Annotated in this window: 11 protein-coding genes and 1 other annotated feature; all 11 genes read left to right on the forward strand. The window is 43.1% G+C overall.

The annotated features are described in order from the left end of the window. The first annotated feature begins 84 nt into the window (after positions 1-84). The 11 genes from rplA (at position 85) to ilvE (ending at position 16,209) form a co-directional block, all read left to right on the forward strand. Positions 85-783, forward strand: a complete 699-nt coding sequence (gene rplA / locus FQV28_RS03865) for a 50S ribosomal protein L1 (RefSeq protein WP_146494277.1) — start codon at positions 85-87, stop codon at positions 781-783. A 42-nt stretch (positions 784-825) separates the two neighbouring features. Beyond that, positions 826-975 (forward strand) — a sequence feature (ribosomal protein L10 leader region). A 38-nt stretch (positions 976-1,013) separates the two neighbouring features. Further along, on the forward strand, positions 1,014-1,514 hold the full coding sequence (gene rplJ / locus FQV28_RS03870; RefSeq protein ID WP_146494278.1) for a 50S ribosomal protein L10: 501 nt from the start codon (positions 1,014-1,016) through the stop codon (positions 1,512-1,514). 58 nt (positions 1,515-1,572) lie between these two features. Then, on the forward strand, positions 1,573-1,932 hold the full coding sequence (rplL, locus tag FQV28_RS03875) for a 50S ribosomal protein L7/L12 (protein ID WP_146494279.1): 360 nt from the start codon (positions 1,573-1,575) through the stop codon (positions 1,930-1,932). 113 nt (positions 1,933-2,045) lie between these two features. Beyond that, complete coding sequence (locus FQV28_RS03880) at positions 2,046-2,648, forward strand: class I SAM-dependent methyltransferase (protein WP_146494280.1); 603 nt, start codon at positions 2,046-2,048, stop codon at positions 2,646-2,648. Positions 2,649-2,863: 215 nt separating this feature from the next. After that, the gene (gene rpoB, locus FQV28_RS03885; protein WP_146494281.1) at positions 2,864-6,418 is read left to right on the forward strand and encodes a DNA-directed RNA polymerase subunit beta; all 3,555 of its coding nucleotides are present in this window, start codon (positions 2,864-2,866) and stop codon (positions 6,416-6,418) included. A gap of 107 nt (positions 6,419-6,525) precedes the next feature. Continuing rightward, positions 6,526-10,131, forward strand: a complete 3,606-nt coding sequence (gene rpoC / locus FQV28_RS03890) for a DNA-directed RNA polymerase subunit beta' (RefSeq protein ID WP_146494282.1) — start codon at positions 6,526-6,528, stop codon at positions 10,129-10,131. Positions 10,132-10,451: 320 nt separating this feature from the next. Beyond that, positions 10,452-10,871: a 30S ribosomal protein S12 gene (gene rpsL, locus FQV28_RS03895; RefSeq protein WP_146494283.1), complete on the forward strand. Its 420-nt coding sequence runs from the start codon at positions 10,452-10,454 to the stop codon at positions 10,869-10,871. Positions 10,872-10,916: 45 nt separating this feature from the next. Further along, positions 10,917-11,387 carry a 30S ribosomal protein S7 gene (rpsG, locus tag FQV28_RS03900; protein WP_146494284.1) on the forward strand — a complete coding sequence of 157 codons (471 nt, stop codon included), beginning with the start codon at positions 10,917-10,919 and terminating at the stop codon, positions 11,385-11,387. Positions 11,388-11,438: 51 nt separating this feature from the next. Beyond that, positions 11,439-13,517, forward strand: a complete 2,079-nt coding sequence (gene fusA, locus FQV28_RS03905) for an elongation factor G (protein ID WP_146494285.1) — start codon at positions 11,439-11,441, stop codon at positions 13,515-13,517. A 114-nt stretch (positions 13,518-13,631) separates the two neighbouring features. Next, positions 13,632-14,819, forward strand: a complete 1,188-nt coding sequence (tuf, locus tag FQV28_RS03910; RefSeq protein WP_146494286.1) for an elongation factor Tu — start codon at positions 13,632-13,634, stop codon at positions 14,817-14,819. A gap of 490 nt (positions 14,820-15,309) precedes the next feature. Then, positions 15,310-16,209 carry a branched-chain-amino-acid transaminase gene (gene ilvE, locus FQV28_RS03915; protein ID WP_146494287.1) on the forward strand — a complete coding sequence of 300 codons (900 nt, stop codon included), beginning with the start codon at positions 15,310-15,312 and terminating at the stop codon, positions 16,207-16,209. The last annotated feature ends 279 nt before the right edge of the window (positions 16,210-16,488 follow it).

The following is a 16,488-nucleotide window of genomic DNA, read 5'->3' on the forward strand; positions in this document are numbered from 1 at the left end:
TTGCGTTGAGTTCGATAGTGAACAACGCAGCCCTTAATCGTGGGAGGCTTACACCGTTAGACCACAACAAGGAGGACGTTTAAAATGGCTAAAACAAGCAAAAAGCTGCAAGAAGCAGCAAAACTGATCGACCGTTCAAAACTTTACAACGCAACAGAAGCGATCGAACTTGCGAAAAAAACTAGCACAGTTAACTTTGACGCAACAGTAGAAGTAGCTTTCCGTCTTGGAATTGATACGCGTAAGAACGACCAGCAAATCCGTGGGGCGGTTGTGCTTCCAAACGGTACTGGTAAAACTCAAAGCGTATTGGTTTTCGCTAAAGGCGAAAAACTTAAAGAAGCTGAAGCTGCAGGCGCTGACTATGTTGGCGATGCTGAATATATCCAAAAAATCCAACAAGGATGGTTTGACTTCGACGTGATCGTAGCAACTCCTGATATGATGGGTGAAGTTGGTAAACTTGGACGCGTTTTAGGACCAAAAGGCTTAATGCCAAACCCTAAAACAGGTACAGTTACTTTTGATGTAACAAAAGCTGTTCAAGAAATCAAAGCTGGTAAAGTGGAATACCGTGCAGACAAAACTGGTATCATCCATGCTCCAATCGGAAAAGTTTCTTTCGATGACAGCAAACTAGCTGAGAACTTAGCGGCAATCTTCGACGTAGTGCAAAAAGCGAAGCCATCGGCTGCTAAAGGTACTTACATGAAGTCGTTGAATGTTACAACTACAATGGGACCTGCTGTTAAAGTAGACACTAACACTGTAGTCGCTAAATAATTTATTGACATTTTATTTCTTCTTTGCTATAATAGCGAAGTTGTGAAATATCCATTTGTACCGCAGACAGCAGGGGCGCTAGCCGCTTAATTTATCCCTGCCGAGGACATGATGAATTCAGTAAACATCTTTTTGATGCTGACTTTATGCCTCTGTGTCTGTTAAAAGACCAGAGGCTTTTCTTGTGTTTTGAAACGGTATAAGTGAAAAAATCTACAGGAGGTGCCAAAATGAGCAAAGCAGTTGAAACGAAAAAAGTTGTCGTACAAACAATCGCTGATAAATTCGGTGCTGCAGCTTCGGTTGTAGTTGTTGATTATCGTGGATTGAACGTTGCCCAACTTACAGAACTTCGTAAACAGCTTCGTGAAGCAGGAATTGAGTTTAAAGTATACAAAAACTCAATGACTCGCCGCGCAACAGAAATGCATGGACTTGAAGCGATCAACGAACACTTTGTAGGTCCAAACGCCATTGCATTTTCAAACGAAGATGTAGTAGCACCAGCGAAAATCATCAACGATTTCGCTAAAAAGAACGAAGCACTTGAGATTAAAGCAGGTGTTATTGAAGGCGCGATCGCATCAGCAGACGAGGTTAAAGCGTTGGCGGAACTTCCATCACGCGAAGGCCTACTTTCTATGCTACTCAGCGTACTTCAAGCCCCAGTCCGCAACTTTGCTGCTATTACAAAAGCAGTTGCAGACTCAAAAGAAGAACAAGGCGCTTAATAAGTTAGCCGGTTAAGCTACACAAAAAAAATTACCTAATCTATAGGAGGAAATTATAATGACACAAGAACAAATCTTAGACGCAATCAAAGAAATGACAGTTCTTCAACTTAACGACCTAGTAAAAGCAATCGAAGACGAGTTCGGCGTAACTGCTGCTGCTCCTGTTGCTGCAGCTGCTGCTGGCGGTGCTGCTGAAGAAGAAAAAACTGAGTTTGACGTTGTCCTTGCTTCTGCAGGCGACCAAAAAATCAAAGTTATCAAAGTAGTACGCGAAATCACTGGTCTTGGCTTGAAAGAAGCAAAAGGTCTAGTTGACGAAGCTCCTAAAGCTCTTAAAGAAGGCGTTTCTAAAGAAGAAGCAGAAGAAATCAAAGGCAAACTTGAAGAAGTTGGCGCTTCAGTAGAAGTTAAGTAATTTCAAGAATTTATAAAAAGATAGAAAAGCTCGTCAGTGTATACCGACGGGCTTTTCTTCTTTTTAAATTTAAAGTTATGGTTAGAAATGGATTAATGTAAGGGGGACCTCATATGTCGCAACATTACTATTCCAAAAATCCTCAAACAAAAAGCAATCCTCGAGAATGGACGTATACATTGCGAGGCGAGAAATTCCATTTCCATACAGACGCAGGCGTTTTTAGCAAAGGTGAAGTGGATTTTGGTTCGCGGCTATTGATTGAAGCGTTTCAAGATTCGGAAGTAGATGGACCGGTGTTGGATGTTGGGTGTGGATATGGACCGATCGGAATGGCAATCGCCAAAGCATATCCTCAAAAAGAAGTTCATATGGTAGACGTCAACACGCGTGCAATTGAATTGGCCAAAAAAAATTCAGAAAAAAACGGAATCCATAATGTGAAGGTTTACGAAAGTGATGGACTTGCTTCAGTGGAAGAGGCGGATTTTTCAGCCATCTTAACAAATCCTCCGATCCGCGCAGGAAAAGAAACGATTTTTCGTTTTTACGAAGAAGCTTTCGGTAAATTGGCAGCTGGTGGATCTCTTTGGGTAGTTATCCAAAAAAAGCAGGGAGCTCCTTCGACGCAGGAGAAGTTGGAAGAACTTTTTGGGGAAGTACAGGTAGTGGACAAGAAGAAGGGCTACTTTATTTTTGAAGCAAGAAAAGTTTGACTTGACAAAATGCCTGTGATATCATAATAAAATGCAAAAATTATTATTTTGAGGTCGTTTGCCCTTTTTCGGGCATGGCATGGCGACAGAACAAATCACGTGTTAACCGAAAATGAGCTAAAATTAGTCTCGTTTTCTTTTTGTCTTTTCGATATCATACACTATTTAGTGGAAATCGCAAAGACCTATAATCGTTTTATTGAGGGGTGAATAAGTTGGCAGGTCAACTAGTTCAGTACGGTCAGCATCGTCAACGCAGAAGTTTTTCGAGAATCAGTGAAGTACTGGATCTTCCGAACTTGATTGAAATTCAGTCATCGTCTTATGAGTGGTTCCTTGAAGAGGGATTGCGCGAAATGTTCCGGGACATCTCACCGATTGAAGATTTCACAGGGAATCTGTCGCTCGAGTTTGTTGATTACAGTCTCGCAGAACCAAAATATCCAGTCGATGAATCTAAGGAACGAGATGTAACTTACGCGGCTCCGCTTCGTGTAAAAGTGCGTCTTCACAACAAAGAAACGGACGAAGTGAAGGAACAGGATGTCTTTATGGGAGATTTCCCGTTAATGACAGAAACCGGAACTTTTGTGATCAATGGTGCAGAACGCGTTATCGTTTCTCAATTGGTACGTTCGCCAAGTGTTTATTTCCATGACAAAACAGATAAAAATGGTAAAAAAGGCTTTGGAGCCACGGTTATTCCAAACCGCGGTGCGTGGCTTGAATATGAAACAGATGCAAAAGACGTTGTGTATGTCCGAATCGACCGCACCCGTAAATTGCCTGTAACTGTGCTTTTAAGAGCGCTTGGATTTGGTACCGACCAAGAAATCATTGATTTGCTTGGTGACAACGAATTCCTTCAGAACACGCTGGAAAAAGACAATACAGAAAGCACCGAAAAAGCGCTTCTGGAAATCTACGAACGCTTGCGCCCTGGTGAACCACCAACGGTTGAAAGTGCGAAAAGCTTACTTTACTCACGTTTCTTCGACCCGAAACGCTATGATTTAGCAAATGTGGGCCGCTATAAAATGAACAAAAAGCTTCATATCAAAAACCGTCTTTTCAACCAAACCATTGCTGAAACATTGGTTGACCCTGAAACAGGCGAAATTTTGGTGGAAGCTGGCACTTTAATCGACCGCCGAGTTTTGGATCGCTTGATTCCTAACTTGGAAAGTGGAGTAGGTTTCCATACAGTAAACCCGGTAAACGGTGTTCTTGAAGGAGACGTCACACTTCAATCGGTTAAAATCTTTGCTCCAAATGACGAAAACCAAAAAGAAATCACTGTGATTAGCAATGCTTACGTAGAAGATGCCATTAAACACGTAACAACAGCTGACATTATTTCTTCTATTAGTTACTTCTTTAACCTGCTTTATGGTGTTGGAAACACAGATGACATCGATCACCTTGGTAACCGTCGCCTTCGTTCGGTAGGGGAGCTATTGCAAAACCAGTTCCGCATCGGTTTATCCCGTATGGAACGTGTAGTACGCGAGCGCATGTCAATTAACGACACGCAAGCAATCGTGCCACAGCAATTGATCAATATCCGTCCAGTTATTGCATCAATCAAAGAGTTCTTCGGTAGTTCTCAGCTTTCCCAGTTTATGGATCAAACAAACCCATTAGCTGAATTGACGCACAAACGCCGTTTATCGGCGCTTGGACCTGGTGGTTTAACGCGTGAGCGCGCAGGATTTGAAGTTCGTGACGTTCACTATTCCCATTATGGCCGTATGTGCCCGATTGAAACGCCTGAGGGCCCGAACATCGGTTTGATCAATACGCTTTCAACATTTGCGAAAGTGAATAAATTCGGTTTTATTGAAACGCCATACCGGCGTGTAGATCCTGAAACCGGCATTGTAACAGAACACATCGATTATTTGACAGCTGATGAAGAAGACAACTATGTAGTGGCGCAGGCCAATTCAAGATTGAACCCAGATGGTTCATTTGTTGAGGAAGAAGTTGTTGCTCGTTTCCGTGGTGAAAACACTGTCTATAAACGCAGCAGCGTCGACTATATGGACGTTTCTCCAAAGCAAGTTGTTTCTGTAGCAACAGCATGTATCCCGTTCCTTGAAAACGATGACTCCAACCGGGCATTGATGGGAGCGAACATGCAGCGTCAAGCTGTTCCATTGTTGAATCCTGAAGCGCCTTTCGTAGGTACAGGTATGGAGCACCTTGCAGCACGCGACTCAGGAGCAGCGGTAATCGCTAAATACGAAGGTATTGTGGAATCTGTAGAAGCCAAAGAAATCAAGGTCCGCCGCATTGAAGAAATCGACGGCCAAGAAGTAAAAGGCGACGTAACCACATACAAACTGCAAAAGTTTGTCCGTTCTAACCAAGGAACCAGCTATAACCAACGCCCGATTGTAAAAGTGGGCGACCGTGTGTCAAAACGTGATATTTTAGCGGATGGTCCTTCAATGGAACGGGGCGAAATGGCATTAGGGCGTAACGTACTAGTAGCCTTCATGACTTGGGATGGCTTTAACTATGAAGATGCGATCATCATGAGCGAACGTCTTGTTAAAGATGATGTTTACACATCTGTCCATATTGAAGAATACGAATCCGATTCACGCGATACAAAACTAGGGCCTGAAGAAATTACTCGCGATATTCCGAACGTAGGGGAAGATGCGCTTCGTAATTTAGATGACCGTGGAATTATCCGTGTCGGAGCGGAAGTTAAAGATGGCGATATTCTAGTTGGTAAAGTTACTCCTAAGGGAGTTACAGAGTTGACTGCCGAAGAACGCTTGCTGCATGCAATCTTTGGAGAAAAAGCGCGTGAAGTGCGTGATACTTCGCTGCGTGTGCCTCACGGCGCCGGCGGTATCGTACTTGACGTGAAGATTTTCAACCGCGAAGATGGCGATGAGCTGCCGCCAGGTGTTAACCAGCTGGTTCGTGCTTATATCGTTCAAAAACGTAAAATTTCAGTCGGCGATAAAATGGCCGGCCGCCATGGTAACAAAGGTGTTATTTCGCGCATTCTTCCTGAAGAAGATATGCCGTTTATGCCGGATGGAACTCCTGTCGACATCATGCTTAACCCGCTTGGTGTACCTTCACGGATGAACATCGGGCAAGTATTGGAGCTGCATTTAGGTATGGCTTCCCGTTCACTTGGAATTCATATGGCATCTTCAGTATTTGATGGTGCCAATGAAGAAGATGTTTGGGGGACAATGGAAGAAGCAGGAATGTCGCGTGACGGGAAAACCGTTCTTTATGACGGCCGTTCCGGTGAAGCGTTCGACAACCGTGTCTCAGTAGGGATCATGTACATGATCAAACTTGCGCACATGGTTGACGATAAGTTGCACGCCCGTTCAACTGGTCCTTACTCTCTTGTTACTCAACAGCCTCTTGGCGGTAAAGCCCAATTCGGCGGACAGCGTTTTGGTGAAATGGAAGTATGGGCACTCGAAGCTTATGGTGCTGCCCATACCCTTCAGGAAATCTTAACGGTCAAGTCGGATGATGTGGTTGGTCGTGTTAAAACATATGAAGCTATTGTCAAAGGCGAAAGCGTACCAGAACCAAGTGTTCCAGAATCATTCAAAGTATTGATCAAAGAACTTCAAAGTTTAGGTATGGACGTTAAAATGCTGACAATTGATGATGAAGAAATTGAATTGCGTGATTTGGACGAAGAAGATGACCTTCAGCCAGCTGATTCATTGAACATCTTGCCAATTGCAGACAAAGAAGCGCCTGTTGGAACAATTGATTGATAAACTTTGGAATCGGACGGCTTTGAACAGCCGTTCGGCTTCCATTTGCTTGGTTACAAACGAGGAAGAGCCGTGCAGAAACTCGAGACAAAAGGGAGGTAGGCTCCTTGATAGATGTTAACAATTTTGAGTATATGAAAATCGGATTAGCGTCACCCGATAAAATTCGCTCATGGTCTTATGGAGAAGTCAAAAAGCCAGAAACAATTAACTACCGTACATTAAAACCTGAAAAAGACGGTTTGTTCTGTGAACGTATTTTCGGTCCTACAAAAGACTGGGAATGCCATTGCGGAAAATACAAACGCGTTCGTTATAAAGGTGTTGTCTGTGATCGCTGTGGCGTTGAAGTTACGCGTTCAAAAGTAAGACGTGAACGTATGGGCCACATTGAACTTGCAGCTCCTGTTTCACATATCTGGTATTTCAAAGGGATTCCGAGCCGTATGGGCCTTATCTTGGATATGTCCCCGCGCTCACTCGAAGAAGTTATCTATTTTGCTTCTTATGTAGTAATCGATCCTGCGGATACACCACTTGAAAAGAAACAGCTTCTTTCTGAAAAGGAATACCGCGCATACCGTGATAAGTTTGGGAAAAAATTCCAAGCCGCTATGGGAGCGGAAGCGATCAAACGACTTCTTCAAGAAATCGACCTTGAACGCGAAACTGACTCATTGAAAGAAGAATTGAAAACGGCTCAAGGCCAACGCCGCACTCGTGCGATCAAACGCCTTGAAGTAGTGGAATCTTTCCGTAACTCAGGAAACAATCCTGATTGGATGATTCTGGATGTTCTTCCAGTTATTCCACCTGAACTTCGCCCGATGGTTCAATTGGACGGCGGTCGCTTTGCGACTTCCGATCTAAATGATCTTTATCGCCGCGTAATCAACCGGAATAACCGTTTGAAACGCTTATTGGATCTTGGTGCTCCTAGCATTATCGTCCAAAACGAAAAACGCATGCTTCAGGAAGCTGTAGATGCGCTGATTGACAATGGCCGCCGTGGCCGTCCTGTTACAGGACCAGGTAACCGTCCATTGAAATCTCTTTCTCATATGTTAAAAGGGAAACAAGGACGTTTCCGCCAGAACCTTCTTGGTAAACGTGTTGACTATTCAGGTCGTTCAGTTATCGTTGTTGGACCAAACTTGAAAATGTATCAGTGCGGTTTGCCGAAGGGAATGGCAATCGAATTGTTCAAGCCTTTCGTTATGAAAGAACTTGTTGAACGTGGGCTTGCCCACAACATCAAGAGCGCGAAGCGCAAAATTGAACGTCTTCATTCTGAAGTTTGGGATGTACTGGAAGATGTCATTAAGGAGCATCCGGTTCTATTGAACCGGGCACCAACCCTTCACAGACTTGGTATCCAGGCATTTGAACCGACCTTGGTTGAAGGTAAAGCGATCCGTCTTCATCCGCTTGTATGTACCGCATACAACGCCGATTTCGATGGTGACCAAATGGCTGTTCACGTACCGTTATCATCCGAAGCACAAGCAGAAGCAAGACTTTTAATGCTTGCAGCTCAAAACATTTTGAACCCGAAAGACGGGAAACCTGTTGTAACACCTTCTCAGGATATGGTTTTAGGGAACTATTACTTAACGCTTGAGCGTGAAGGTGCTACAGGAGAAGGCGCTACTTTTACCGGACCGGAAGAAGTAATGATCGCTTATCAAACAGGCCACGTCCATCTTCATACACGTATTGCCATCTTAGCGGGATCAGTTAACAACCCGACATTTACAGAAGAGCAAAACAAAATGCTATTGCTGACAACAGTCGGTAAAGTCATTTTCAATGAGATTCTGCCAAAGTCATTCCCTTACATCAATGAACCGACAAATTACAACTTGCAGGTGGAAACACCAGCGAAGTACTTCGTGCCGACTACGACAGATGTCCGCCGTCATATCGAAGAAGCCGAGCTAGTGACTCCATTTAAAAAGAAAATCCTTGGGGAAATCATTGCTGAAGTATTTACGCGTTTCCACATCACAGAAACTTCAAGAATGCTTGACCGCATGAAGAGCCTAGGATTCAAATACTCAACTCAAGCTGGTATTACCGTTGGGGTTGCAGATATTGTCGTACTTCCTGATAAAGGTGAAATCTTAATCGAAGCACAAGCAAATGTTGATAAAGTAATGAAGCAGTTCCGTCGTGGTTTGATTACTGAAGAAGAGCGTTATGCGCGTGTTATCTCTTACTGGAGCAGCGCAAAAGATGTTATTCAGGAAAAACTGATGGCTTCCTTAGATAAAACAAACCCGATTTACATGATGAGTGACTCTGGTGCCCGTGGTAACGCGTCCAACTTTACACAGCTTGCTGGTATGCGCGGACTCATGGCCAACCCGGCTGGACGAATCATTGAACTTCCGATCAAATCTTCATTCCGTGAAGGTCTGACGGTACTCGAATACTTCATCTCGACTCACGGTGCGCGTAAAGGCCTTGCCGATACAGCACTGAAAACAGCAGACTCAGGTTACTTGACTCGTCGTCTAGTAGATGTTGCACAAGATGCAATTGTCCGCGAAAATGACTGTGGCACGGACCGCGGCTTGCTAGTTGGGGCGTTAATGGAAGGAACGGAAGTTATCGAAGAGCTTGACGAGCGTATCATTGGCCGCCATGCGAAGAAAACAATCCGCCATCCAGAAACAAAAGAAGTTATTGTAGCTAAAGACGAATTGATTACTCACGACTTGGCTCGTTTGATTGTTGAAGCAGGAATCAAAGAAGTAACTATTCGTTCGGCATTTACATGTAACACAAAACACGGCGTATGTAAGAAGTGCTACGGTACGAACTTGGCAACTGGCGATGAAGTTGAAGTGGGCGAAGCAGTTGGGATTATTGCAGCTCAATCAATTGGTGAGCCAGGAACCCAGCTCACAATGCGTACGTTCCACACAGGTGGAGTTGCGGGTGACGATATTACCCAAGGTCTTCCGCGTATCCAAGAGATTTTTGAATCACGTAATCCAAAAGGGCAAGCTGTTATTTCTGAGATAAACGGTACTATCACCGAAATTGATGAAATTAGAGAAGGCCTGAAAGAAATTACGATTCAAGGAGACGTTGAAACTCGTAAATATCTGGCTCCTTATAATGCACGATTAAAAGTACAGCTTAACGATACAATCCGCCGCGGTGAAGTATTGACCGATGGATCGATTGATCCGAAGCAATTGCTTCAAGTTAAAGATGTACAATCTGTACAAGTGTATCTATTAAAAGAAGTTCAAAAAGTTTACCGCATGCAGGGCGTTGAAATCGGCGACAAACACGTTGAAGTTATGGTCCGTCAAATGTTCCGTAAAGTTCGCGTAATCGAAGCCGGCGACACTGATTTGCTTCCAGGTTCACTTTTGGATATTCACCAATTCACAGAAGCGAACGTAAAAGCGGTCCTAGAAGGCAACTTGCCTGCTACAAGCCGTCCTGTTATTCTCGGGATCACGAAAGCTTCACTTGAAACAGAATCATTCCTATCAGCAGCGTCCTTCCAAGAAACGACTCGTGTCTTAACGGATGCGGCTATTAAAGGAAAACGTGATGAACTGTTAGGTCTGAAAGAAAATGTTATCATCGGTAAACTTGTTCCAGCTGGAACGGGGATGCAGCGTTACCGTCAGATTAAGATTGCAAAAGATGAGTTGCACGAAGAAGCAGAAACAGTTAGCACAGAATCATAAAAAAGTCTTGTTGATTCCGGAAAGTTTAATAAAACTTTCCGGGATTTTTCAGGAATCAGTTGACACTGTCAGCAGAGAATGATAACATATTGAGGGTTGATGTTTAACGGTCTGTTACTGCTCGATTTATGATCCTCAGATTAACTATTAAAGTAGTTTCAGATAAGTAAAACGATCATCGGTACAAACAACAGTAAGCGTCTAAACGGTTACTGGATAACAGTTTTTGTGTAAAAAACACAAAGACTTTGTTTTTACCCAAAAAATGAACCACCTGGATATGTGGTATTAGAACACCTTTTGAGAGGAGGAAAAAATCAATGCCTACTATTAACCAATTAGTAAACAAACCTCGTAAACCAAAAAGCACGAAATCAGGCTCACCAGCGTTGAACAAAGGGTATAACAGCTTCCAAAAGTCTCAGACTAACGTTAGCTCACCTCAAAAACGTGGAGTTTGTACACGTGTGGGTACGATGACACCAAAAAAACCAAACTCAGCATTGCGTAAATACGCACGTGTTCGTTTGACAAACCAAATTGAGGTTAATGCTTACATCCCTGGAGAAGGCCACAACCTTCAAGAGCACAGTGTAATTCTTCTTCGCGGCGGACGCGTAAAAGATTTACCGGGTGTACGTTACCATATCGTACGTGGAGCACTTGATACTGCTGGAGTAAACGGCCGTATGCAAGGACGTTCTAAATACGGAACAAAACGTCCAAAAGAAAAAAAATAATCATATTCAAGTAACGAAGTGATTTCGTTGAAAGGAGGAACATACATGCCTCGTAAAGGTCCTGTAGCTAAACGTGACGTGTTGCCAGATCCGATTTATAATTCCAAATTGGTGACACGCTTAATTAATAAAATGATGGTCGACGGAAAAAGAGGTACTTCACAAAAGATTTTGTACGGAGCGTTTGAACTAGTTAGAGAACGCAGCGGCAAAGATCCAATTGAAGTATACGAACAAGCTTTGGCAAACGTAATGCCAGTTCTTGAAGTTCGCGCTCGCCGTGTTGGTGGAGCTAACTATCAAGTGCCGGTTGAAGTTCGTCCAGAACGCCGTACGACTCTAGGCCTTCGCTACCTTGTAAACTATTCACGCCTGCGTGGAGAAAAAACAATGGAAGAGCGTTTGGCTAATGAAATTCTTGATGCTGCAAACAACACTGGAGCAGCAGTTAAGAAACGTGAAGATATTCACAAAATGGCAGAAGCAAACAAAGCATTTGCTCATTATCGCTGGTAATTTCTTTCAAGATGTTAAAATCTTAATCCGAGACGGAAGGAGAAAAACAACATGGCAAGAGAGTTCTCCTTAGACAAAACACGTAATATCGGAATCATGGCACACATTGATGCCGGTAAAACGACTACTACGGAGCGTATTTTATACTACACAGGTCGAATCCATAAAATTGGTGAAACGCATGAAGGTGCTTCTCAAATGGACTGGATGGAGCAAGAGCAAGAGCGTGGTATTACAATCACATCTGCTGCAACAACAGCTTCATGGAAAGAACATCGCGTTAACATCATTGATACTCCAGGACACGTAGACTTCACAGTTGAAGTTGAACGTTCATTGCGTGTACTTGATGGTGCAGTTACAGTTCTTGATGCTCAATCAGGTGTTGAGCCTCAAACTGAAACAGTATGGCGTCAAGCTACAACTTACGGAGTTCCACGTATCGTTTTCATCAACAAGATGGATAAAATCGGTGCTGATTTCCTTTATTCCGTAAAAACTTTGCATGATCGCTTGCAAGCGAATGCTCACCCAATTCAATTGCCAATCGGTGCCGAAGATGAGTTCTCTGGAATCATTGACTTGGTTGAAATGAATGCACGCTTCTATGCAAACGATTTGGGAACTGAAATTACTGAAGGGGATATTCCAGAGGAATACAAAGAGCAGGCTGAAGACTACCACACTAGATTAGTGGAAGCAGTAGCTGAGCTTGATGAAGAACTTATGGAAAAATACCTTGGCGGCGAAGAAATTACAAAAGAAGAGCTTAAAGCAGCAATCCGTAAAGGAACGTTGGATGTTGAGTTCTACCCAGTAGTTTGCGGAACTGCTTTCAAAAACAAAGGTGTTCAATTAATGCTTGATGCAGTAATCGATTACCTGCCATCTCCATTGGATGTGCCTCCAATGACAGGTGTTCTTCCAGATTCTGATGAGGAAGTATTGCGTAGACCTAGCGAAGAAGAGCCATTCTCAGCGCTAGCGTTTAAAGTAATGACAGATCCATACGTAGGGAAACTAACGTTCTTCCGCGTATATTCTGGTACTCTTAAATCTGGTTCTTACGTACAAAACTCTTCTAAAGGAAAACGTGAACGTGTAGGACGTATCCTGCAAATGCACGCTAACTCCCGTGAAGAAATCTCTGAAGTATATTGCGGAGATATCGCTGCTGCAATCGGCCTTAAAGATACATCTACTGGAGATACATTGAGCGACGAGAAGCACCAAGTAATCCTTGAGCGCATGGTCTTCCCAGAACCAGTTATTTCGTTATCAGTAGAGCCGAAATCAAAAGCGGACCAAGATAAAATGGGTCAAGCTCTTGCTAAATTGCAAGAAGAAGATCCGACTTTCCGTGCACATACAGACCAGGAAACTGGCCAAACAATCATCGCGGGTATGGGTGAACTTCACCTTGATATCCTCGTTGACCGTATGCGCCGCGAGTTTAACGTAGAAGCTAACGTGGGTGCACCTCAGGTATCTTACCGTGAGACATTCCGCAGCTCTGCACAAGTTGAAGGTAAATTTGTACGCCAATCAGGTGGACGCGGACAATTTGGACACGTTTGGATTGAATTCTCTCCAAACGAAGAAGGAGCAGGTTTTGAATTTGAAAATGCTATCGTTGGTGGTGTTGTTCCTCGCGAATACATCCCAGCAGTTGAAGCGGGTCTACGCGACTCTCTAGACAACGGTGTTCTTGCCGGATACCCATTGATCGATATCAAAGCTCGTTTGTTCGACGGTTCTTACCATGATGTTGACTCGAATGAAATGGCATTTAAAGTAGCTGCTTCTATGGCTCTTAAAAATGCAATCTCTAAAGTTAATCCGGTAATTCTTGAGCCAATCATGCGTGTTGAGGTTGTTATCCCTGAGGAATACCTTGGAGATATCATGGGTGACATTACGTCACGCCGCGGCCGTGTAGAAGGTATGGAAGCTCGCGGAAACGCGCAAGTTGTCCGTGCTATGGTTCCTCTTGCTGAAATGTTTGGTTATGCAACTTCATTGCGTTCTAATACGCAAGGCCGTGGTGTATTCTCAATGCACTTCGATCACTATGAAGAAGTACCAAAATCAATTTCAGAAGAAATTATCAAAAAAAATAAAGGTCAATAATTGAATTTTGATCTTTAATAAAGTATAAATAATTTGTATGCCCGGAATGGTAGGCGCCTATTTTTCCGGGAACGCAGATTACCTAGCAACTTAATTTTAAGGAGGATTTTTCTAATGGGAAAAGCTAAATTTGATCGCTCGAAAACACATGCGAATATTGGTACAATCGGTCACGTTGACCATGGTAAAACAACTTTAACTGCAGCAATCGCTACAGTTCTTTCTAAGCGTCTTGGCGGGGAAGCTCGTTCATACGACCAAATCGACAACGCACCAGAAGAAAAAGAGCGCGGTATTACAATCAATACTTCACACGTTGAGTATGAAACTGCAAACCGCCACTATGCACACGTTGACTGCCCAGGACACGCCGACTATGTTAAAAACATGATCACTGGCGCTGCTCAAATGGACGGCGGGATCCTAGTAGTATCTGCTGCTGACGGCCCAATGCCACAAACTCGTGAGCACATCCTTCTTTCACGTCAAGTTGGTGTTCCTTACCTAGTTGTATTCATGAACAAATGTGATATGGTAGACGACGAAGAACTTCTTGAACTAGTTGAAATGGAAGTACGCGATCTATTATCAGAATATGACTTCCCTGGCGATGACATTCCTGTTATCAAAGGTTCTGCTCTTAAAGCTCTTGAAGGCGAAGAAGAGTGGGAAGAAAAAATCGTTGAATTGATGGACGCAGTTGATGAGTACATCCCAACTCCACCACGTGACACTGACAAGCCATTCATGATGCCAGTTGAGGACGTTTTCTCAATTACTGGTCGTGGTACAGTTGCTACTGGTCGTGTTGAGCGTGGACAAGTTAAAGTCGGCGATACTATCGACATCATCGGTCTTACAGAAGAGCCAAAATCTACTACTGTAACAGGTGTAGAAATGTTCCGTAAATTGCTTGACTATGCTGAAGCTGGCGACAACATCGGTGCACTTCTTCGCGGGATTTCTCGTGACGATGTACAACGTGGACAAGTATTGGCTAAACCAGGCACAATCACTCCACACACTGAGTTCAAAGCTGAAGTTTATGTTCTTTCAAAAGAAGAGGGTGGACGTCACACTCCATTCTTCACAAACTACCGTCCGCAGTTCTACTTCCGTACAACTGACGTAACTGGTGTTTGCAACCTTCCTGAAGGCGTTGAAATGGTTATGCCTGGAGACAACATCGAAATGAACGTTGCTCTAATCTCTCCAATCGCGCTTGAAGAAGGAACAAAGTTCTCTATCCGTGAGGGTGGACGTACTGTAGGCGCTGGCGTTGTTGCTTCTATCCAGAAGTAATTTCTATTAAGTGCTTAACCCCTATCTCATTTTTAATGAGGTAGGGGTTTTTTTGTTGTTTGAAATTCTCCAGTTTTTCATTTCCTTATCGAAAGCTATAGATCTCACTAATCTTTCATGTGTAAGTGAAGCTGAGTCAAAGCTGAAACCAAAACAGGCCTCGATTACGATTTATGAAATTTGGCCACTAGCTATTTGACAGCATGTACCCCATTGCTTAAACCGGTAAATAAGCAAAGTAGCAGCCGCATTTTTCATTTATTTTTCGCGTTTTTAAAAGTTTTTTATAAAAAATTTAAAGCTATGTAAACCTTGCTACTATAACAATGAAAACGGATACAACTTTTTAAAATATTTGTAATTCACTAAAAGTTTCAGAAAACTTAGTTGACAGTTGATTTTAAAGGCGTTATGATAACAACAATTTAAATTTCCTAAAAGATATACAATATATCGCATTATTAAATTTCAGTAGAAAGAAGTGAACATCATGGGTGAGCAGGTCATTTACATGAATGGTGGATTTGTTAAGAGAGAAGATGCAAAGATCTCGGTTTACGACCATGGTTTCTTATATGGAGATGGAGTCTTTGAAGGCATCCGCTCTTATAATGGAAATGTTTTTCGGCTAGCAGAGCATTTAGAACGGCTCTATGATTCTGCAAAATCTGTAATGCTAGATATTCCATATACTTTCGAAGAAATGACCGATCTGGTTGTTCAGACCCTGCGCCGCAATGAGTTGAAAAATGCTTACATTCGTCTTGTAGTATCAAGAGGAGTTGGGAATCTTGGCTTGGATCCTTTCAGCTGTAAAGAACCCAACGTTATCATTATTGCTGAAGCGTTGGCGATGTATCCGCAAGCTCTCTATGATTCCGGTATTGAAATTGCATCAGTTGCAACGCGTCGAAGCCGAGCAGATGTATTAAGCCCAAAAGTAAAGTCACTTAATTATATGAATAACATTCTAGTGAAAATTGAAGCCAATCTTGCTGGAGTTTCTGAAGCCTTGATGATGAACGAGCAAGGCTATGTAGCTGAAGGTTCAGCAGATAATATTTTCATCATCCGTAATCGGAAAATTCTAACGCCGCCCGGTTATGTCGGAGCACTTGAAGGAATTACAAGAAACGCCATTATTGATCTGGCAAACAAAAAAGGCTACGACATTCAAGAAGGCGTGTTTACGAGACACGATGTTTATACAGCAGATGAAGTGTTCCTGACCGGCACAGCAGTTGAAGTAATATCCGTAGTTAAAGTAGATGGCCGCGTGATTGGAGAAGGCAAACCAGGACCGGTTACTAAAGATTTGCTTTCCGCATTCCGTGAACTTGTAGAAGAAGATGGCGTAAAAGTTTATGACACAGAGTTAAAAGCAATTTAAATAAAACAACTCAATGACGAGGTTAAAGTTAATGGGCCACGTATTTACAGAGAGCCGGTATAGGTGGAAGCCGGTAATACTGCCATTAATGACATCCCCTCCGAGTGGAGTGCTGAAAGGTTCATACCGTTTAGGCATTCCCGGTGGCTGCAAGATTGGGCCATCGTTACCAGCGGATAAGTTAGCTTATCCATGAGGTTGCAGCTATGCAGCGAAGTAGGGTGGTACCATGAAGCTTTTTCATCCCTAAGCAAAGAACAGGTTTCTTTGTTTAGGGAT

It is taken from the genome of Planomicrobium sp. CPCC 101079, assembly GCF_007859275.1.
Classification (GTDB): Bacteria; Bacillota; Bacilli; order Bacillales_A; family Planococcaceae; genus Planococcus.